General features: G+C 65.0%; 23 protein-coding genes. 14 read left to right on the top strand and 9 right to left on the bottom strand.

Annotation, left to right across the window (positions count from 1 at the left end; all coding sequences use genetic code 11):
• Positions 1-51: 51 nt before the first annotated feature.
• Positions 52-1,578 carry a helicase HerA-like domain-containing protein gene (locus tag P8Q88_RS06750; protein WP_278323084.1) on the bottom strand — a complete coding sequence of 509 codons (1,527 nt, stop codon included), beginning with the start codon at positions 1,576-1,578 and terminating at the stop codon, positions 52-54.
• 109 nt (positions 1,579-1,687) lie between these two features.
• On the opposite strand from P8Q88_RS06750, the gene pabB reads away from it, so the two are divergent.
• The 8 genes from pabB to P8Q88_RS06790 all read left to right on the top strand — a co-directional run bounded on the left by pabB (position 1,688) and on the right by P8Q88_RS06790 (position 8,231).
• Positions 1,688-3,499, top strand: a complete 1,812-nt coding sequence (pabB, locus tag P8Q88_RS06755) for an aminodeoxychorismate synthase component I (RefSeq protein WP_278323638.1) — start codon at positions 1,688-1,690, stop codon at positions 3,497-3,499.
• Positions 3,496-4,158, top strand: coding sequence for an RluA family pseudouridine synthase (locus P8Q88_RS06760; RefSeq protein ID WP_278323085.1), 663 nt, complete (start codon positions 3,496-3,498; stop codon positions 4,156-4,158). Before pabB ends, P8Q88_RS06760 begins: the two co-directional genes overlap by 4 nt.
• Positions 4,158-4,562 (top strand): alternative ribosome rescue aminoacyl-tRNA hydrolase ArfB, encoded by a 405-nt coding sequence (arfB, locus tag P8Q88_RS06765; RefSeq protein ID WP_278323086.1) that lies wholly within the window; start codon positions 4,158-4,160, stop codon positions 4,560-4,562. Before P8Q88_RS06760 ends, arfB begins: the two co-directional genes overlap by 1 nt.
• A 118-nt stretch (positions 4,563-4,680) precedes the next feature.
• A complete protein-coding gene (gene rpmG / locus P8Q88_RS06770) occupies positions 4,681-4,848 on the top strand; it encodes a 50S ribosomal protein L33 (RefSeq protein WP_067692617.1) in 168 nt (55 codons plus the stop codon).
• 84 nt (positions 4,849-4,932) lie between these two features.
• Positions 4,933-5,592: a LolA family protein gene (locus P8Q88_RS06775; RefSeq protein ID WP_278323087.1), complete on the top strand. Its 660-nt coding sequence runs from the start codon at positions 4,933-4,935 to the stop codon at positions 5,590-5,592.
• Between the two features lie 292 nt (positions 5,593-5,884).
• The gene (xth, locus tag P8Q88_RS06780) at positions 5,885-6,676 is read left to right on the top strand and encodes an exodeoxyribonuclease III (RefSeq protein ID WP_278323088.1); all 792 of its coding nucleotides are present in this window, start codon (positions 5,885-5,887) and stop codon (positions 6,674-6,676) included.
• Positions 6,625-7,734 carry a GTP cyclohydrolase II gene (gene ribA, locus P8Q88_RS06785; RefSeq protein ID WP_446532548.1) on the top strand — a complete coding sequence of 370 codons (1,110 nt, stop codon included), beginning with the start codon at positions 6,625-6,627 and terminating at the stop codon, positions 7,732-7,734. Before xth ends, ribA begins: the two co-directional genes overlap by 52 nt.
• Positions 7,731-8,231, top strand: coding sequence for a GNAT family N-acetyltransferase (locus tag P8Q88_RS06790; protein ID WP_278323090.1), 501 nt, complete (start codon positions 7,731-7,733; stop codon positions 8,229-8,231). The genes ribA and P8Q88_RS06790 overlap by 4 nt, the downstream gene beginning before the upstream one ends.
• Here the strand turns inward: P8Q88_RS06790 and asd are convergent.
• The 7 genes from asd to recQ all read right to left on the bottom strand — a co-directional run bounded on the left by asd (position 8,210) and on the right by recQ (position 13,707).
• Positions 8,210-9,070: an archaetidylserine decarboxylase gene (gene asd / locus P8Q88_RS06795; protein ID WP_278323091.1), complete on the bottom strand. Its 861-nt coding sequence runs from the start codon at positions 9,068-9,070 to the stop codon at positions 8,210-8,212. The two genes, P8Q88_RS06790 and asd, sit on opposite strands and share 22 nt — an antisense overlap.
• Positions 9,071-9,096: 26 nt before the next feature.
• Positions 9,097-9,360, bottom strand: coding sequence for a DksA/TraR family C4-type zinc finger protein (locus P8Q88_RS06800; RefSeq protein ID WP_278323092.1), 264 nt, complete (start codon positions 9,358-9,360; stop codon positions 9,097-9,099).
• 60 nt (positions 9,361-9,420) lie between these two features.
• Positions 9,421-10,407, bottom strand: coding sequence for a right-handed parallel beta-helix repeat-containing protein (locus P8Q88_RS06805; RefSeq protein WP_278323093.1), 987 nt, complete (start codon positions 10,405-10,407; stop codon positions 9,421-9,423).
• A gap of 63 nt (positions 10,408-10,470) precedes the next feature.
• Entirely contained in the window at positions 10,471-10,734 is a 264-nt protein-coding gene (locus tag P8Q88_RS06810; RefSeq protein ID WP_278323094.1) for a hypothetical protein, read from the bottom strand.
• 1 nt (position 10,735) lies between these two features.
• The gene (locus P8Q88_RS06815; RefSeq protein ID WP_278323095.1) at positions 10,736-10,930 is read right to left on the bottom strand and encodes a type II toxin-antitoxin system antitoxin; all 195 of its coding nucleotides are present in this window, start codon (positions 10,928-10,930) and stop codon (positions 10,736-10,738) included.
• A 23-nt stretch (positions 10,931-10,953) separates the two neighbouring features.
• Positions 10,954-11,844, bottom strand: coding sequence for an SPFH domain-containing protein (locus P8Q88_RS06820; protein ID WP_278323096.1), 891 nt, complete (start codon positions 11,842-11,844; stop codon positions 10,954-10,956).
• Between the two features lie 78 nt (positions 11,845-11,922).
• Complete coding sequence (gene recQ, locus P8Q88_RS06825; RefSeq protein WP_278323097.1) at positions 11,923-13,707, bottom strand: DNA helicase RecQ; 1,785 nt, start codon at positions 13,705-13,707, stop codon at positions 11,923-11,925.
• A 125-nt stretch (positions 13,708-13,832) separates the two neighbouring features.
• On the opposite strand from recQ, the gene P8Q88_RS06830 reads away from it, so the two are divergent.
• The 6 genes from P8Q88_RS06830 (at position 13,833) to P8Q88_RS06855 (ending at position 19,125) form a co-directional block, all read left to right on the top strand.
• A complete protein-coding gene (locus P8Q88_RS06830) occupies positions 13,833-14,135 on the top strand; it encodes a hypothetical protein (RefSeq protein ID WP_278323098.1) in 303 nt (100 codons plus the stop codon).
• A gap of 50 nt (positions 14,136-14,185) precedes the next feature.
• On the top strand, positions 14,186-14,416 hold the full coding sequence (locus tag P8Q88_RS06835) for a hypothetical protein (protein WP_278323099.1): 231 nt from the start codon (positions 14,186-14,188) through the stop codon (positions 14,414-14,416).
• Entirely contained in the window at positions 14,413-15,600 is a 1,188-nt protein-coding gene (locus tag P8Q88_RS06840) for an acyl-CoA dehydrogenase family protein (protein ID WP_278323100.1), read from the top strand. Before P8Q88_RS06835 ends, P8Q88_RS06840 begins: the two co-directional genes overlap by 4 nt.
• A 185-nt stretch (positions 15,601-15,785) precedes the next feature.
• A complete protein-coding gene (locus P8Q88_RS06845) occupies positions 15,786-17,042 on the top strand; it encodes a CoA transferase (protein ID WP_278323101.1) in 1,257 nt (418 codons plus the stop codon).
• Positions 17,039-18,271: an acetyl-CoA C-acetyltransferase gene (locus P8Q88_RS06850; RefSeq protein ID WP_278323102.1), complete on the top strand. Its 1,233-nt coding sequence runs from the start codon at positions 17,039-17,041 to the stop codon at positions 18,269-18,271. Before P8Q88_RS06845 ends, P8Q88_RS06850 begins: the two co-directional genes overlap by 4 nt.
• Positions 18,271-19,125: an HTD2 family dehydratase gene (locus P8Q88_RS06855; RefSeq protein ID WP_278323103.1), complete on the top strand. Its 855-nt coding sequence runs from the start codon at positions 18,271-18,273 to the stop codon at positions 19,123-19,125. The genes P8Q88_RS06850 and P8Q88_RS06855 overlap by 1 nt, the downstream gene beginning before the upstream one ends.
• Here P8Q88_RS06855 and ppk2 read toward each other — a convergent pair.
• Complete coding sequence (ppk2, locus tag P8Q88_RS06860; protein ID WP_278323104.1) at positions 19,122-19,892, bottom strand: polyphosphate kinase 2; 771 nt, start codon at positions 19,890-19,892, stop codon at positions 19,122-19,124. The genes P8Q88_RS06855 and ppk2 overlap by 4 nt on opposite strands.
• Positions 19,893-19,898: the final 6 nt, after the last annotated feature.

The raw sequence follows: 19,898 nt of genomic DNA on the forward strand, positions 1-19,898 counted from the left end.
TGCAATGAGTGGTCGGGAGGGGGAGTGGGCCGGTGCCGCGAACCTAGAATACTACCGCATTAGACCGCCAATGATATTGCGCACGAATGCATTGAGACCTGTGCGGACGGGGTCGGCGCTCGACTTCTTGCCTAGGACGGCGGCCACGGCGACCGACGAGAGCGAACCGGCGGCTGCGCGCGCTGCCGCCTTGCCGGCCTTGCCCCACATGGACGGAGTCCTGCGTTCGCGCTTGGCCACTTCCTCGCGCCCTTTGCGCTCGACCTCTTCGGCCGTCGCCGCAGCATCGGCGGTCTTGGCCGCGAGCACTTCCTCGGCGCTCTCGCGATCCACCGCGTCATCGTACTTCCCGTCGAGATCGCTGACCGAGTTGATGATCGCGCGCTCTTTTTCGGTCACCGGGCCGAGACGCGAGTGCGGTGGCTTGATCAGCGTGCGCTGAACGACACTTGGCGCGCCATCCTCGTCGAGCGTCGAGACCAGCGCCTCGCCCACCTTGAGTTCGGTGATCGCCTGCTCGACATCGAGCTCGGGATTGATCCGAAAGGTTTCCGCCGCCGCCTTGATCGCCCGCTGGTCGCGCGGTGTGAAGGCGCGCAGGGCGTGCTGGACGCGGTTGCCGAGCTGGCCGGCGATCTTTTCCGGAATATCGATCGGGTTCTGCGTCACGAAATAGACGCCGACGCCCTTCGAACGGATCAGGCGCACCACCTGCTCGACCTTGTCTTCCAGCGCTTCCGGTGCGTCATCGAACAGCAGGTGCGCCTCGTCAAAGAAGAACACCAGCTTCGGCTTGTCCGGATCGCCCACCTCGGGCAGCGTTTCGAACAGCTCGGCGAGCAGCCACAGCAGGAAGGTCGCGTAGAGCTTGGGGCTGCGCATCAGCTTGTCGGCGGCGAGGATGTTGACGATCCCGCGGCCCTGTTCGTCGGTCCGCAGGAAATCCTCGATCTCGAGCGCGGGCTCGCCGAAGAACCGGTCTGCGCCCTGGCTTTCGAAACTCAGCAACTGGCGCTGGATCGCGCCGACGCTGGCCTTGGACACGTTGCCATATGTGCCCGAGAGTTCGCTCGCATTCTCATAGGCGAAGCTCAGCATCGCCTGAAGATCGCCGAGATCGAGCAGGAGCAGGTTGTTCTCGTCCGCATAGCGGAACACGATGTTCAGGACGCCTTCCTGCGTTTCATTGAGGTCGAGGAGACGCGCCAGCAGCAGTGGGCCCATTTCCGAGATCGTGGTCCGGATCGGGAAGCCCTTCTCGCCATAGAGATCCCAGAACACCGCCGCATTGTCGGCATAGGCATAGTCGTCCATGCCCAGTTCCTTTGCCCGGCCTTCCAGCTTGTCGGCATGCTTGAACTGCGGCGATCCGGCCATCGCGATGCCGGACAGGTCGCCCTTCACATCAGCCACGAAGACCGGCACGCCATTGGCGGCAAAGCTTTCGGCAAGGCCCTGCAGGGTGACGGTCTTGCCGGTCCCGGTCGCACCCGCGATCAGGCCGTGGCGGTTGGCCTGCGCCAATTGCAGGTGCTGCTTCTCGCCATTGCCACCCAGTCCCAGAAAAATCGTGCTCATGAAACGCCCGCTCCGCCTGTCTTCGGTCGAGGCGGTGTGGCGCAGGGCGCCGCGCAAGGTCAAGCTATCCCTCGACAGCGCTGCACCAGCGGGTAAAGGCTGTGACCTGATGACCGACCGGCATCCCTTCATCCTGCTCGACGATGCCCGGACAAGCGGTGCGGCAGACGCGCTGCTGTTCGAAAAGCCGCGCGAGGTCTTCGTCGCGCGACGGCCGGACGAGGTCGAACCGGTGCTGGCCGCGGCAGACGCCGCACGCCGCGACGGCGGCGAATTGGCGGGCTACATCGCCTATGAGGCCGGCCTTGCGCTGGAACCGAAACTGGCCGGGCTGGCCGCGGCGCGAACCGGCGGCGCGGGGCCGCTGGTATGGCTGGGCCTGTTCGACCCGCCCGTGCGGATTGCGGCTGGCGAAGTTCCAGGCTGGCTGAGTGGCCGCGCCAGGGGCACGGGGTCGGTCGGCCCGCTCGAACCGCAGATTTCACCGGGTGGCTACACCGATGCGTTCACCGAATTGCAGCAGGCGATCGAGGCCGGCGATATCTATCAGGCCAATTTGACCTTTCCGCTCGCGGGGAATTTCACTGGCGATCCGCTCGGGCTTTATGCGGCGCTGCGACCGGCAGCGCAGGCGGGCTACGGCGGAATCGTGTTCGACGGCTCGCACTGGCTTCTCAGCCTCAGCCCCGAACTGTTCGTTTCGCTGAAGGGCCGCGAGGCGAAGGCCAAGCCGATGAAAGGGACGCGCCCGCGCATGCAGGACGCGTCGGCCGACCGCGCCATGGCGGAAGAACTTGCCGGATCGGTCAAGGACAAGGCCGAAAACCTGATGATCGTCGACTTGATGCGCAACGATCTCAGCCGGGTTGCCGAACCCGGCAGCGTGCGAGTGGACGAGCCCTTCGCCATCGAGAGCTACCCCACCGTACACCAGATGGTCAGCGTGGTGCGCGCGCAGCTGAAGCAGGGCGAAGGCGCGATCGATCTGGTCCGCGCATTGTTCCCCTGCGGGTCGATCACGGGTGCCCCCAAGATCCGCGCCATGGAATTGATCGATGCGGTCGAGCGCGAACCGCGGGGGCCCTACTGCGGGGCGATCGGGCGGATCGGCAGCGATGGCGATGCCGCCTTCAACGTGGCTATTCGCACTCTTCGCCTCACCGAGATCGAGAACGGACGCGGCAAGGCCGTGCTTGGCGTGGGCGGCGCGATTGTCGCCGACAGCGAGCCGCGCACCGAATGGCGCGAGGCCCTGCTCAAGGGGGCCTTCGTGCGCAAGTCGTCGCCCGAACACTCGGCGCCGCAGTTCGACCTCATCGAGACGATGCGGTTCACGCCGGACGAGGGTATCCCTATGCTAAAAGCGCATCTGGAGCGGATGAAAGCGAGCGCTGCGGAACTCGGCTTTGCCTTCGACCGGCATGAGGCGCGCAACCAGCTCCACGCCCTGTGCTTTGTGCTCGACCAACCGAGCCGCGTCCGCCTCCTTGCCTCGCGAAGGGGCGCCATCGCGCTCGAGACGCTCGACATGCCCGTACCCTGGCCGCAGCCAGCGACCGCGATCGTCATGCCGTTGCCGGTCGATCCAGGCGACTGGCGCCTGCGCCACAAGACGTCCGACCGCGGCTTTTACGAGGACGCACATGCCATCGCCCGCCAGCGCGGCGCGCAGGAGGCAATCTTCGTGCGCGAAGACGGTCTGTTGACCGAAGGCTGCGTGACCAATCTTTTCGTGCGTGACGGGGATGGCGTGCTGCTCACCCCGCCCGCTCGCCTCGGCCTGTTGCCCGGCGTGCTGCGCCAGTCGCTGCTCGATAGCTGCGAGGCGCGGGAGTCCGAGCTGCGGATCGAGGATCTTGAAGACGGATTCTTCCTCGGCAATGGCCTGCGCCTGATGATGGAGGCAAGGCTCAAGCGATGACGGACATTCCGATCCTCTTCGAAGACGGCGAAGCCTTGATCATCGACAAGCCGGGCGGTTTGCCGATCGAACGCCCGCGCAAGGGCGGCACCAGCCTCGAAGACCATTACGAAGCTCTCAAGCTGGGCTTTCAACGGGCGCCCGTCCCGGTCCACCGGATCGATACCGACACCAGCGGCTGCCTCCTGCTGGCGCGCAACCCCAAGGCGCTGAAGCGGTTCGCCAAGGCGTTCGAGGACCGGACGGTGAGCAAGCGCTATCTCGGCATTCTCGCCGGCATGCCCGACGATGCCGAAGGAACGATCGAGCTCTCGCTCGCCAAGATCAGCAGCGCCGAGAAGGGCTGGCGGATGATTGCGGCGAAGAAGGGCAAGCCCTCGGTCACCCACTGGAAGGTGCTGGATGCCAAGGACGGCCGCGCGCTGATCGAATTCCTGCCGGAAACCGGGCGCACACACCAGATCCGCGTCCATGCGCTTACCGGGCTCGGCATCCCGCTCCTCGGCGATCCGGTCTACGGCACCGGGAAAGGCGCGCCGAGAACCATGCTTCATGCGGCGGCACTCAGCGTTCCGCGCGAAGGCAAGCCGCCGGTCGAAGCTCTCGCTCCGCTGCCGCGCGACTTCGCTGCGCTCGGCTTTGCCGACGGCCAAGGGTAATGGGCCGCATTGCCGATCGGGCAATGGAGATTGCCGAGGAGAAGTTCATCGCCTCGTCCGGCCCGGGCGGTCAGAACGTCAACAAGGTCGCGACCGCGGTGCAACTGCGCGTCGACGTCTTCCAGCTCGGCATGCCGCCCGACGCATTCGAGCGGCTGAAGGAGATCGCCGGCAGCAAGCTGACCAAGGGCGGCGAGATCGTGCTTACCGCCAATGAATACCGCACGCAGGAGCAGAACCGCGAGGCCGCGCGCGAGCGCATGCTGGCGCTGCTTTCCGAAGCGCTCACGCCGCCCAAGAAGCGCGCCAAGAGCCGCGTGAACCGTGTTGGCAAGGTGAAACGCCTGAAGGCCAAGAAGGCGCGCGGCGACGTGAAGGCGAAACGGGGGCCGGTGAAGCTCTAGCTCGCGCTTGACTTTTCCGCGTGAATCACACAAAGGGCGCGCCGGACGGCGGTGCTCGACGCGCCGCCCTTATTTTTTCGGCCGCGAACCGGCCTCACAGGATCTTTAGGAACACGCCATGGCGAAGCCCGCAACCGTCAAGATCAAGCTCGTCTCGACTGCCGACACGGGTTTCTATTACGTGACGAAGAAGAACCCCCGGAACCACACCGAGAAGTTCACCTTCCGCAAGTACGATCCCGTCGTGCGCAAGCATGTCGAGTTCAAGGAAGCGAAGATCAAGTAATCTTCCGGGCCGGGCTTTTTCCTGAATGAGGGGAACTAGCCGGGTTCAGAGACGGTTCAATGCTCCGACCCTAGACCACGGAGCATGAGCACCTTGTCTTTCAAATCGAAATCGATCCGCGCCGCGCTTGCTCTTGGAGTAGCTGCGGCGCTTCCTGCGTCCGCAATCCTGGCTCCGGCCCCGGTAGAAGCCGCCGCCGGCGACCTCGACCGTGCGGTCGCGGCCCTGCGCGGCATTTCAACGATGAAGGCCGACTTCGTCCAGACCGATCGCAACGGCCAGTCGGTGTCAGGCGTCATGACGCTCAAGCGCCCCGGCAAGATCCGCTTCCAATACCAGAAGGGCGTGCCGATGCTCGTCGTTTCGAACGGGAAGTCGATGTATCTGGTCGATTACGAGGTCAACCAGGTCCAGCGCTGGCCGATCACCAACTCGCCGCTCGGCGCGCTGCTCGATCCCAATCGCGATGTGAAGAAATACGGTAAGCTGGTCGATACCGGCCATCCCGATGTCGTCAGCATCGAGGTGCGCGATCCCAAGCGACCCGAGTTCGGCGTGATCACGATGATCTTCGCCCGCGATGCCAGCGCGCCGGGTGGCCTGCAGCTGACGCACTGGGTAGCGCTCGATTCGCAGAATCACCGCACGACCGTGCGGCTGAAGAACCAGCGCTACGGCGTCTCCGTTGCTGACAGCGCGTTCACCTTCAAGGATCCGCGCCGATCATCCCGTCGTCCGGGGTGAACGGTTCGGCGGCCTTAGGTTGTATATTTACGACATTTCGCAGGCCTTCGTTCATTGAAGAGCAAGCGCTACAGTCGTAATTTGCATTTGCGAGACGACGAGAGGGCGGTTTCCCCCCTGTTGACCCCCTCATCCTGGTTCGCCTCGTTCCAAGCGTGACGAACGCTCACAAGGAACCCCCGTGCCAATGCCCCCGGCGCGGGGGTTTTTTGTGTTTGGTGGGGGCGTGGGCTGGTGCCGGGCGCAGGACAAGGCGCTAGCCTTGGCCGGTTAGACGCCATAAGGACGCCCCATGGTTTCTGTCGCTACCTGGAACATCAATTCCGTCCGCCTTCGCATGCCGATCGTCGAGCGCTTCCTGAGAGAACAGGCGCCCGATGTGCTCTGCCTGCAGGAGATCAAGTGCCAGGAGCACCAGTTCCCCTATGACGCCTTTCGCGCGCTTGGTTACGAGCATTTCGCGGTCCACGGGCAGAAGGGCTATCACGGTGTCGCGACGGTCGCGAAGACGCCGCTGAAAGAGTTCTCCCGTTACGATTGGCAGGACAATGGCGAGGCGCGGCATGTCGGAGTGGAGCTTGCCGACCACCAAGGGATGATCGTCGAGAACGTCTACGTCCCCGCCGGCGGCGACGAGCCGGACCGCGAGGTGAATCCCAAGTTCGGCCAGAAGCTCGACTTCCTCGAGCGCATGACGCGCTGGGCGGATGCGGTCGACCGTCCGACGCTGATTGTGGGCGATTTCAACATCGCCCCGCTCGATAGCGACGTGTGGAATCACAAGCAGCTCCTGAAGGTCGTCAGCCATACGCCGATCGAGGTCGACAGCCTGCAGCGCTTCATGGATGCGCATGGCTGGGCCGATATCGGACGCGAGCATATTCCGGATCCCGAACGCTACTACAGCTGGTGGAGCTATCGCGCCAAGGACTGGAAGGCGAACGATCGCGGGCGCAGGCTGGACCATATGTGGGCCAGCCCCGAGCTGGCGAAGCAGGCGACGGCGCATTCGGTGCACGAATATGCGCGCGACTGGGAAAAGCCGTCCGACCATGTGCCACTCGTCACGGAGTTCACGCTCTGAGTGAGCCCAGCCCCTCCCGCCGGGCGGCACAGGCGGTCGACGCGCTGCGCCACGGCTGGCCGCTCGCCATCACCGGCGCGCCGGTCCTGCAGCCGGTCGAGACCGGTTTCGGCGAAATACGGGGGGAGGCGATGCTCGTGTCGGCGACGCGGGCGGCAACCCTCAAGCTCGCCAACCAGCTCGAGGCCGCCGTGCCGCGCCAGCCGGTGCTGATGCGCGCGGCGGAGAGCTTCGACCTTGGGGCGGCCCTGCTCGTCGCCGATCCCGCCATGGACTTGCACGAACCCCTCAAGGGGCCGTTCAAGGCGCTGCCACTCGATTGGGAACCGCAGGCCCGCGCCGCGCTCGAACTCGCCCGTATGGCAGGGATCCTGCCCGCGTTCCTCGTCGATCCAGCAGGCGCCACCGAACCGGTCCGCTTGGACGCCGCCGATGTCAGCCATTTCGCCGATGCAGCGCGGCTCCGCATCGCCACGCGCGCGAAGCTGCCTGTCGCTGCTGCCGAAGGGGCCCAGATCGTTGCGTTTCGCAGCCCCGACGATACGCGCGAGCATGTGGCGCTGGTCATCGGCACGGCGAGTACCCGACACGCCCCGCTGGTGCGCCTGCATTCCGAATGCCTTACCGGCGATATTCTCGGCAGCCTCAAATGCGACTGCGGACCGCAACTGGATGCGGCGCTCCACGCCATGGCAGCCGAGGCGGATCGCGGTGGCTGGGGCGTGCTGCTCTACATGCGGCAGGAGGGGCGCGGGATCGGGCTGGTCAACAAGCTGCGCGCCTATCGCCTGCAGGATCAGGGCTTCGACACGGTGGATGCCAATACGCGGCTGGGCTTGCCCGACGAGGCGCGCGATTTTCCGACTGCGGCAAGGATGCTGGAGCTGCTGGGGATCGACACGATCCGGCTGATGACCAACAATCGCGCCAAGGTCGAGGCGCTGGAGGCCGAGGGAATTTCGGTGGCCGAGCGCGTGCCGCACAGCCTGCCCGACAACCCGCACAATGCGCGCTATCTCGCGACCAAGCGCGATCGCGCAGGGCACCTGCTACCATGAGCGCGATCACCATCCGTCCCGAGCAGGCCGGCGACGAGACCGCGATCCGCGACCTGACCGAGACCGCCTTTCGCGACATGTCCTTCGCAGATGGTAATGAGCACGAGCTCGTCGATGCGCTGCGCCGGGACGGCGATCTTTTTCTGTCGCTGGTGGCCGAAGATACGGCGCGGATCGTCGGCCATGTAGCATTGTCGCCGGTCGCCATCTCGGACGGGAGCAAGGGCTGGTACGGTCTTGGCCCGATCAGCGTCTCGCCCGACCTCCAACGGCAGGGTATCGGCTTTCGGCTGATGAAGCGCGCGATTGCGGACATGCGCGCGATGGATGCCAAGGGCATCGTGCTGCTCGGCGCCCCGGACTACTACGCGCGGTTCGGTTTCGAGCAGGATGAACAGCTTCGCTATCCGGGACCGCCGGCCGAATATTTCCAGCGACTGGTTCTCAGTGGCGATCCGCCCAGCGGAATCGTCAGCTACGCGCCCGCCTTCGGCTGAAGTCTCCGGCCGATTGCTTCTCCCATGCGCACGGTGCTGGCGGCAGCCAGCTCGTCGCGCCAGACAACACGGCCCGGCTCGAACAGCAAGACCACTGTCGAGCCCAGGAAGAACCGGCCCATCTCGTCGCCGCTGGCCAGCGATACGTCACGCGCCGAGAAATCCTCGTGGACGAGTTTCGGAGCATGGGCCTCGACGCGACCCGACCACACCGTTTCGATCCCCGCGACGATCATCGCGCCGACCATGACGCTTGCGAAATGGCCGACGGGGCCTTCGAACTGGCAGGCCAATCTCTCGTTGCGTGCGAACAGGCCATCGACGTTTTCTGCCGTTACCTGGTTCACGCTGAACAGGTCGCCCGGCACATAGGTCGTCGATCGCAGCGTGCCGGCGGCCGGCATGTGGACGCGGTGATAGTCGCGCGGGGACAGGTAGATCGTTGCGAAGCTGCCCCCTTCGTATCGCTCCGCCGCCTCTGCATCACCGCCGAGCAGCTGCCGCGCAGTGAAGGCCCGGCCCTTCGCCTGGAAAATCTCGCCCCGCTCGATCGTGCCGATCTGGCTGATCGCGCCATCGGCGGGCGACAGAATGAACGCGTCCGCATCGGCCAGCGGTCGGGCGCCGGGCTTGAGCTCGCGCGTGAAGAAATCGTTGAAGCTCGTGAACTGGCCCACGCTGCGCGCCGCCTGCGACATGTCGATATCGTAGGTCTCGATGAACCGGCGGATCAGGCGATCCCGCAGCCAGGGCGTTTCGCTGGAGGCGAATTTCCCGGCCAGCCGCGAGACGGCGTGATGCGGCAGGGCGCGTTGGAGCAGGATGAAGGGGAAGGACATGATCGGGCCTTGGCGCGCCAGCCGGGTCAGCGCAACTGGCTATCCTTGCTGCCCCGCCGATTGATGCCTGACTGGCGCTGCGCGCTGTCCCGCCCCGACTGGCATTCGACGCAGGTGCGCACGCCGGGCAGCGCATCGCGACGCTTCTTGGGAATGGCCTCTCCGCATTCGTCGCAGTACTTCGCGCTCTCGCCCGTAGGCATGCGCGAGCGCGCGGCGTTGACCGCATCGCTGACCGTGTCGTCGATCTGGTCCTGAACCGCGCCGTCGCGCGCCCATCCGCCGGCCATGAGAACTCTCCTTTATCCGTCCAACGAGAGGCGGACGTGGTGGTTTCTCAAGGTCTTTCCTCAGCGGCGTTCGTAGGATTTAAGGCCGGTGCCAAGGGAATTTCCCCGGATGACCAGATCATCGCCCGTCCAATCCGCCACGAAAGCCGGACTGCGGCCGAGCCCGGGAGCAAGGCGTGCATCGTTCCCTTCGATCAGCAGGCCATCGGCGCTGTATTGCGGATTTTCCGCACCGATCGCGATGAGCGCGGACCAGTTCTCCTTGTCCTCGCCCTGCACGAACCAGTTGTCGCGGATTTCGCCGCTTCCGCCATTGGGCAGGTCGATCATGTAATTGGTGCCGCGACCCCTGGAATCATCGAAGCTGTTGTCGACGACGACGTTCCGCGCCGCGCGCGACTTGAAATAGTGGCCGCCGCGCCCCTGTTCGAAGCGGCTGCGGGTAATGGTGACGCTGCCATAGTCGCCGGCATAGATTGAATGGGCGCAGCCGGCTGAGTTCTCGCAGGTCCCGAGACGCGTGAAGGTCGACTTGTCGACGACCAGTTCGCTGTCGACGCCATTGACGGTGAGGATGCCCTGCTGGCTGTCGCGAAACCAGCTTTGCGACACATGAAGCGGGCCCTGCTCCAGCCGGATGCCTGCACCATTGCCATCGGCAACGCGCACATCGGCGAGCACCATGCCCTCGACCCGCGCGCCGCGCCCGCGCAGGACCAGCAGTGCCTTGCCCTCGCATGCCGTTCCGCCAAGCAGTGCTTCGCCCGGAACGGCTCCCTTGTAGGTGATGACCCCGGCGCTTTGCACTGCGCATTGTCGCCAGTTACCCGAGGCCACGACAATCGTGCCTTCGCCATCGCCGATCGCATCCACCGCTTGCTGCAGCGTGGCAAAGCCCTGGCCCGTTTCCTCGACGGTGAAGGGCGTTTCGAAGCGGTCTTGCGCCATGACCGCGGCTAGCGGGATGATCGACAGCGCGAAGCCCGCGATGCCGCCGACAAGCCACAATGGTGTGCGCATGGCATGAAGGGAAGCGGACGAAGTCATCGGAAACGCTTAGCGCACAGTGGTTAACGCGGCGCTAAGCTGTGGGTGCGGGCATTGCGCCGCTCAATCGCCCTCCCCATGGCGCCAGCGCCATTCGCCGCGCGTCTTGCGCTTGGCGATGGCGATCAGCGCAAGGGTCGCCGGCAACCAGATCGCGATGGCGATGCCGGTTCCGATGATCGGGTCCGCTTCCAGGAAGGGCGCCGGCGCCAGCATCACCAGCGTATAGCCGACAAGGAGCGCCCATCCCTGCCACGCAATCGGTTTGCCCGCTCCGTAGCCGAACTTCTTGGGTTCGAACCAGGCGCCGTCGGTTTTGTCGTTCATCCTAGCTATCCTTTGCTGGCGGTCGGCCGCGCCGCGGCGGTTTGGCCTTCGCTACCGCAATTCCGCGCCGATCGAGCGCTTCGCGAAGCAACATCTCGATCTGGGCATTGGCGCTGCGCAATTCGTCCGCCGCCAAACGCTCCACCGCGGCGTGAACCGCCGGATCGAGCCGCAGGGCAAAGGCCTTTTTCGCCATGGGACGCTCCGCCGCCGATCCGCCTAATAGATCGAACCGGCGTTGACGACGGGGTGCACGTCCTTCTCGCCGCACAGCACGACCATGAGATTGGATACCATCGTCGCCCGGCGCTCGTCGTCCATATCGACGATCCCATCCTGGCTCAGCTTGGTCAGCGCATCCTCGACCATGCCGACCGCGCCGATCACGATCTTCGCGCGCGCAGCAATGATTGCATCGGCCTGCTGGCGTTTGAGCATGGCGCTGGCGATCTCGCTGGCATAGGCGAGGTGCGTAAGGCCCGCCTCGTCGACCACGACGCCGCCGACGCGCAGCCGGTCGTTCAGCTCTTCGAGCAATTCGCGATTCACGACGTCGGCACTGCCGCGCAGCGTCACTTCCTCGTTCTCGAAATCGTCATAGGGGTGGCGCGAGGCCACGCTGCGCAGGCCCGCTTCGATCTGGATGTTCACGAATTCCTTGTAATCGTCGACGTCGAAACTCGCCTGCGCCGTGTCGTGCACGCGCCAGACGACGTTGCAGGCGATCTCGATCGGGTTGCCGCGCAGATCGTTTATCTTCACGCGTTCCGAATGGATGTTGTGAGCGCGCGCGGAAATTTTCGTGCGCATCATCCATGGCCAGACCCAGCGAAGCCCCTCGGTCCGCTCGCTGCCACGATACTCGCCGAACAGGGTGATCACTGCCGCCTGATTGGGCTGGATCATGAAGAAGCCCGCGGCAACGATACATAGAGCCAGGACAGTCAGCACCAGCGTGCCGACGAACATCAGCTTGGCCGCCTTTTCCGCCCCGTCAGGCGGCGCCATGCCTGGAAGCGCCACTGCCGCGAAGGCCAGCAACGCCGCCAGCACGATCAGCATGATATAGCCATTATACGACGTCGCCGAGGTCTCCCGGCTCGTCTTCATCCCCTTCAATTCCATGCTCACGACGAATCACCTCCGATATAATCATGATATCATCTTTATATCGGAGGTGGATGGCGGTCAATGGCGCTGGATCTTGTGCAGGAACTGCTCTCCATAAGCCTCGAGTTTCTTGGCACCGACGCCGGGCACACGGCCCAGTTCGGCAAGAGTGGCCGGCCGTTGCGAAACCATTTCGCGCAAGGTCGCATCGTGGAAGATCACATAGGGCGGCACCTGCCCCTCCACTGCCAGCTCACGGCGCAATTCGCGCAGGGCGTCGAACAACGGGTCGCCCACCGGGTTGGGCGTGGTGTCGCCGCGCCCGCGTTTCTGACGTTTTGGCGGGACGACGATTTCGACATCGCGTTCGCCTTTCAGGATCGCCCGGGCCGAACCGCTCAGCGCCAGCCCGCCATGCTCTGTCGCAACCAGATCTCCGCGAGCCTGCAGGGCACGGGCGACCGGCTGCAGCAGCCGCGCATCTTCGCCCTCGACGATACCGAATACGCTGAGCCGGTCGTGACCGCGCCGGCGCACGCGCTCGTCCTCGCTGCCGGTGAGGACCTTTTGCAAGTGCCCCATGCCGAAGCTCTGGCCGGTGCGATAAACGGCCGACAGCAACTTGCGCGCCAGTTCCGTCACATCGGTCACGCCCGGCTTTTCGAGGCAGTTGTCGCAATTGCCGCATTCGGCAGGCGGCTCCTCCCCGAAATGCCTGAGCAATACGGCGCGGCGGCATTCGGCGGTTTCGACCAGCCCGGCGAGCGCATTGAGGCGGACGATCTCCGCGCCACGCCGCGCGTCGTCCACTTCGGCCAGCCGTTGCCGAGCGGTCGCGAAATCGCCCGCGCCCCAGAACATGGTCGCGCGGGCCGGATCGCCATCGCGCCCCGCGCGACCGGTTTCCTGATAATAGGCCTCGATCGATTTCGGCACGCCGACATGGGCGACGAAGCGCACATCGGGCTTGTCGATCCCCATTCCGAAGGCGACTGTAGCGACAATCACCATGTCCTCGCTGGCGACGAAGGCGGCCTGATTCGCGGCGCGCGTCTCCGCATCGAGCCCGGCATGGTAGGGCAGAACCTCGCGACCCGTGGCCGCGCCGAGCTTTGCTGCGAGTTCCTCGACCTTGCGACGGGTGGGGGCATAGACGATTCCCGCGCCCGGCTGGTCGGCCATCAGCGCGGCAAGCTGACGCACCGGATTGTCGCGGTGGCGGATAGCGTACCGGATGTTCGGACGATCGAACCCCGCCAGCACCAGCCCGCCGTCGGGAATGCCGAGCTGCGCCATTACGTCGGCACGCGTCTGCCGGTCTGCGGTCGCCGTCAGTGCAAGCCGTGGGACCTGCGGAAACGCATCCATGAGATCGCGCAGCATACGGTAATCAGGCCGGAAATCGTGGCCCCATTCGGACACGCAATGCGCCTCGTCTATCGCGAACAGAGCCACGGGCGAGGAGGAGAGCAATGCGCGAAAAGCCGGTTGGCTTGCGCGCTCGGGCGCAACGTAGAGGAGGTCCAGCTCGCCCCCGCGATAGGCCTCCTGCGTCTCGCGCCAGTCGGCATCCGCACTCGTCAGCGTCGCCGCGCGAATACCGTTGGCGCGGGCGCTGCGCAGCTGATCGTGCATCAGCGCGATGAGCGGGCTGATGACCACGCAGGTGCCCGCCAGCATCGTTGCCGGCAGCTGGTAGGTCAGCGATTTGCCGGCCCCCGTGGGCATCACCGCAAGTGTTGACTGGCCCGCCAGCACCCGCTCGATCACCTCGGCCTGCCGCCCGCGGAATCCGTTGAATCCGAAGACCGTCTTCAGATGCTCCTGGGCTGCATCGAGAGGGGGAAGCGCGGTCGAAGCCATGCACCCTGATTGTGCGCCATCGCCGGCCGCCGCAACCTCTTGCACGCGCTTTTTCCCTTGCCCCGTTCGACAGACTCGCGTTTTAGAGTTCCGCACCACGAACAATCCCGAGGGGAGAACGACCCATGAAATTGCGTATCGCGATCGCCGCCGCGGCGACCTTCACCCTGGCCGCCTGCGGTAGCTCGGAAGATGCCTCTATGGAGGCCGAGGTCGACACGGTCGAGATGGCTGCGGACGAGGCGCTGGTCGGCGTCGAGGAAGAGCCGGTCGAGGATACGGCCGCCACCGCTCCGGTCGCCGATTCCGCCGCCGAGGTGGAAGAACGGGCCGCTGCAGAAGCCGCCTCGGTCCAGGAGGCAGGTGACAATGCCGCAGCCACCGCCGAAGCTGCTATGGATGCCATGGCGGAAGACATGGAAGAATAAGCGGTCCGGCGGGGCGCGCGCCTGCGCCGCCCCGCCGCCCTGCCTTGCCAATGACTCGCAATCTCGCTTCCCTTGCCGCCTTGCTGGCCTGCACTCTCGCCGCCTGCGGTGAGGATGCCCCCGCTGACGCCCGAGCAATCTCTTCCAGCGAGGCGCAGGCACTCGACGAGGCTGCCGAGATGCTCGAGGAGCGCCGCCTTCCAGATGACGCCTTTGCAGAAGAGAACGGGGATGGCGACGGCGAGCAAGCCGGTCCGTCGGAACAGGAGAACCAGCCATGAATGCCGTCGCCAGCAATTCCGGAATGGACGCCGACACCTTCGACCAGTTTCTCGAGCAGCTGGAGCGATATGTCCGTGAACGGCTGATCCCGGCCGAGAAGGATGTGATCGAGAACGATGCCCTGCCGCAGGACATCATCGACGAGATGAAGGACATGGGCCTCTTCGGCCTGACCGTGCCGGAGGACTATGGCGGCGCGGGCCTCAACGTCACCCAATATGCCAAGGTCGTGCAGACAATGGCCTATGCCGCGCCGGCTTTCCGCAGCATCTTTTCGATCAACGTCGGCATGTTCAATTCGGCCATCAAGAATGGCGGGACCGAGGACCAGAAGGCCGAGTGGTGGCCGAAGATCGCCAACGGCGCGATCGCCTGTTTCGGCCTGACCGAGCCGGGCAGCGGATCGGACAGTGCGGCCATGGCGACAACGGCGCGGCCCGACCCGGAGGGGAATGGCTGGATCCTCAACGGCACCAAGCGCTACATCACCAACGCTCCCTATGCCGAAGTCGGCCTCATCATGGCGCGGACCGAAAAGGACGCGCTGCCCAAGAACGCCCATGTCAGCGCCTTCGTCGTGCCGATGGACACGCCAGGCGTCTCGGTCGGCAGCCCCGACAAGAAGATGGGCCAGTCGGGCAGCCACATCGCCGATATCATGCTGGACGACGTCCATGTGCCGGGCGATGCCCTGCTCGGCGGCGAGACCGGCCAGGGTTTTCGGTTCGCGATGATGAGCCTCGACAATGGCCGCATTTCGGTCGGCGCGGCCAGCACCGGCTACGCCCGCCGCGCACTCGACAGCGCGACCAGATATGCCAATGAGCGCCAGGCCTTCGGGCAACCGATCGCGAACTTCCAGCTGATCCAGCAAATGCTCGCCGAGAGCTGGACCGAGATATACGCCGCCGAAGCCATGATGGCGGATGTGACCGCGCGCGTCGATCGCGGTGAGAACACGGTCAAGCACGCCGCCGCCTTCAAGGTGTTCGCATCCGAGATGTGCGGTCGCGTCGTCGATCGTGTGGTGCAGGTCTATGGCGGCGCGGGCTATCTCGCCGAATACGACGCCGAACGCTTCTTCCGCGATGCGCGCATCTATCGGATCTACGAGGGTACGACGCAGATCCTCCAGCTGCAGATCGCGAAGCACATGCTGCGCGATTATGCGAAGGGCCTGTGAATTGATGGTAAGTCTGCGCCTGAGTCTTTGTTGCGAGCGGACCGGACATCCGTCCGGTCCTTGCTGTTCCATCCCGCTCTCCCACCCGGCCACCCACGGCACGGTATCTTATGGGTGGCCGGGTGGGGGAGCGGGATGGAACAGCCGCAAGCTGACGACGGATGTCGTCAGCGCACGCAACTAAAATGTACGATTTCCTTTCCGGCCTCTCCGTTCTCGAAGTCTCCAGCTTCGTCGCCTCGCCGACGGTGGGGCTTTACTGCGGACAGTTCGGAGCGGAAGTGATCCGCGTCGACCACAAGGAAGGTGGCCTGGATTACGATCGCTTCATGCTCGCGGACAATGGCCGTTCGCTGGCATGGGAGAACCTGAACCGCGCCAAGAAATCGGTCGCCCTCGACCTCAAAAGCGCAGAAGGACGCGAATTGTGCGTCGAGCTCGCCCGCAAGACGGGCCAATGCGTTACCAACCTCCCCGAGAAAAGCTTCCTCAGCCATGCGGCCATGGCCGAGGGGCGCGAGGACATGATCAGCGTCCGTATCATGGGCTGGCACGATGGGCGGCAGGCGATGGACTTCACCGTCAACGCCGCTGCCGGCTATCCGCTCATGACCGGACCGGCGGACTGGGATCCGGCAACCGCGCCGCCGGTCAACCAGCTGATGCCCGCCTGGGACTTCCTGACCGGCGCCTATTGCGCTTTCACCCTGCTCGCGGCGCTGCGCCATCGTGACGCTACCGGGCAAGGTGCGGAAATCCGCGTGCCATTGGGCGATGTGGCGATCGGCACCCTGGCGAACTCGGGAACTATTGCCGAAATGCTCTATCGGGGCGGCGACCGCGAGCGGCTCGGAAATGCCATCTGGGGCGCCTTCGGCACTGATTTCCGCGCTAAGGACGGCACCCGCTTCATGGTCGCAGCGCTGACCGCGAAGCAATGGGCAGGCATCGTTTACGCCTTTGGCCTTGGCGACGAGATCGCCGCGCTGGAAAGCGAACTGGGCGTGCGTTTTGCCGATGGCGACACGCCACGCTTCCAGCATCGCGAGCGCCTGGCGGCCCTGTTCCAGCAGGTTGCAAGCCAGCACGACTATGCCGAGCTCGAGCGACGGATGAAGGCTGCCGGCACGACTTATGAAAGGTATCGCACGCCCTATGAGGCCGCGCAGGACCCGGCGCTCGTCGGCGAGAATCCGCTGTTCGGGCGCACACCCGACAATCCCAGCGGTTTCGACTATCCCGTGGCCCGCAGCTTTGCGAACATGCCGGACGCGCCGCGCGGCGAGCCCAAGCGCGCGCCCTATCTCGGCGAGCACACCGAAGAGATTCTCGCCGAACGCCTCGGCCTCTCCTCCGGCGAGATAGGCGCCCTCTTCGACAAGGGCGTCGCCGCGCCAAGCGACGAGGGCCACGATTATTCCAAGACCAGGATCATGCCATGACCGAACTTCGCCGCGTTGCCATCTGCAAGCCACTGCGCACTCCCGTGGGCAAGTTCCTCGGCAGTCTCGCCCCCTTGGAGGCGGGCGAGCTGGGCGCAATCATCATCAAGGCGTTGGTTGAGCGCAGCGGTGTCGATCCCATGCGCGTCGACGACGTCGTCTTCAGCCAGGGCTACGGCAGCGGAGAGGCTCCCGCGATAGGCCGCTGGAGCTGGCTGGCGGCGGGCTATCCGATCGAAGTGCCGGGCTTCCAGCTCGACCGGCGCTGCGGCTCGGGCCTGCAGGCGGTCGCAACCGCGGCGATGATGGTACAGACCGGCGTTGCGGACTGCGTTCTCGCGGGCGGAGTCGAGAGCATGTCCAACGTCGAGCATTATACCACCAAGGCCCGCATGGGTGTGCGGATGGGCGACATGGTCCTGTGGGACCGGTTGACCCGAGGCCGCCTGATGAGCCAGCCGATCGACCGCTTCGGCGTCATCACCGGCATGATCGAGACCGCCGAGAATCTCGCCAAGGATTACGAGATATCCCGCGAAGCCTCCGATGCCTTTGCCGTGCGCAGCCACCGGAACGCCGCAAAGGCGTGGGACGAGGGCAAGTTCGACGAGCAGCTTGTCCCGGTCGAGATCCCTCAACGCAAGGGCGATCCGGTGGTGTTCGCGAAGGACGAAGGCTTCCGCGCCGACGCCGATATGGAAACGCTTGGCAAATTGCGTGCGATCGACCTCAAGCGCGACCCCGATGCGATCGTGACAGCAGGCAATGCAAGCCAGCAGAACGACGCCGCCGCTGCTTGCCTCGTAGTGGCTGAGGATAAGGTCGCTGAACTTGGGCTCGAACCCATCCTGTGGTTCCACAGCTGGAGCGCGGCGGGCTGCGACCCCAGCCGCATGGGCATCGGCCCGGTGCCGGCGGTCGAGAAGCTGTTTGCGAAGAGCGGCATGGGTTGGGACGACATCGGTCTCATCGAACTGAACGAAGCCTTTGCCCCGCAGGCGCTTGCCGTGATGAAAGGCTGGGGCTTCGCCGAGGACGACAGCCGCCGCGAGATCGTCAACGTCAACGGATCGGGCATCTCGCTGGGCCATCCGATCGGCGCAACCGGCATCCGCATTCTGGCCGACATGGCGCACGAAATGCAGCGCCGCGAAATCCGCTATGGTCTCGAGACGATGTGCATCGGCGGCGGGCAAGGCATGGCCGCCATTTTCGAGCGTGCCGCCTAATGGGCAAGTGGGATGGCTGGCTTGGGCGCAAGGAAGTGCGCCAGGATCAGCTGGACGAGGCGCTGGCACAACGCTGGCTCGCGACCTTCGATTTATCCGTACCGTCAGACGGCGTCATGCCCCATGGCATTCATTTCTGCCTCTGCACCCCGGACGCACCGACGCAAACGCTGGGTGAGGACGGCCACCCGGCCCGGTCGGACACGTCCGCCAGCTTCATGCCGCCCGTACCGCTTCCGCGGCGGATGTGGGCGAGCAGCGCCATCACCTTCCTCGCGCCGCTGACGATCGGGTCACGCATCGAGCGGGTCAGCCGGATCGCGTCGATTGCAGAGAAAGAGGGATCGAGCGGCAAGCTGGCATTCGTCGAGGTCGACCATGTCACCACCTGTGACGAGGTCGAGGCCGTGCGGGAAAAGCAGATTTTGGTCTATCGCGGCGCAGCACCCAGCGACGCGCCACTCGTTCCGCCCTCGCCGGGCATCGCAAACTTCGAGGCCGGCGAATGGGACGCAGTCGAAACGATTTTGCCCGATCCGCGACTGCTGTTTCGCTTTTCGGCACTCACCTTCAACACCCATCGCATCCATTACGACGCCCCCTATGCGCAGGAAATCGAGCGCTATCGCGGGCTGGTGGTCCACGGTCCCCTGATGGCGAGCCTCTTGCTGCAACTGCTCGCGCGCACATACGGCGAGGAGCGCCTCGCCGATTTCAGCTTCCGCGCGGTCAGCCCGGCAATAGCGGGTGAGCCGCTTCATCTCGCGTTGCGCAGGCGCGAGAGCGGAATTGAACTCTCCGCCCTCGCGACCGACGGACGCGAATGCGTGAAGGCCCGCGCTAGCCTCGCCTAGTCGACAGGATACGGAGCGATCGGCTGGAGCACGGAATAGCTTTCGCTGCGCGGCTCTCGCGGCAGTTCGGGAAAATCGATCGCCGGCGGATCGACATGCATATCGGGCAACCGGTCCAGCAGATTGCGCACCAGCGTAAGTCTGCCCAACTTCTGGTCGTTGAAATCGATCAACGTCCAGGGCGCGTGATCGGTGTGGGTGGCGGCCAGCATCGCCTCGCGTGCCTCGGTATAAGCATCGTATTTGCCACGCGCGGCAAGATCGATAGGTGAGAGCTTCCAGCGCTTGAGCGGATCTTCCAGCCGCTCGCGCAAGCGCTCTTCCTGCTGCGCCTGGTCGGTTGTCAGCCAGTATTTGAACAGCAGGATGCCGTCATCGATCAGCATTTTCTCGAATGTCGGTGCCTGGTCCAGAAAGCGTGCGACCTGCGCCTCCTCCGCATATCCCATCACTCGTTCCACGCCCGCGCGATTGTACCAGCTGCGATCGAACAGCACGATCTCGCCCGCGCTGGGCAGATGTTCGACATACCGCTGGAAGTACCACTGCGACTGCTCCGCTTCGGTCGGCTTCGACAGCGCGACCACGCGGCATTGGCGCGGATTGAGCCGCTCACGCACCGCGCCGATCGCGCCACCCTTGCCGGCCGTGTCGCGGCCCTCGAACAGCACCACGATCCGCTGCCCGGTGGTGCGGGCCCAGCGCGCCATGCGCACGAGCTCGCGTTCCATCGGTTCGAGCGCTGCTTCATAGTCCTTGCGTTTCATGGGGCA

It is taken from the genome of Qipengyuania marincola, assembly GCF_029688625.1.
Taxonomy (GTDB): domain Bacteria; phylum Pseudomonadota; class Alphaproteobacteria; order Sphingomonadales; family Sphingomonadaceae; genus Qipengyuania.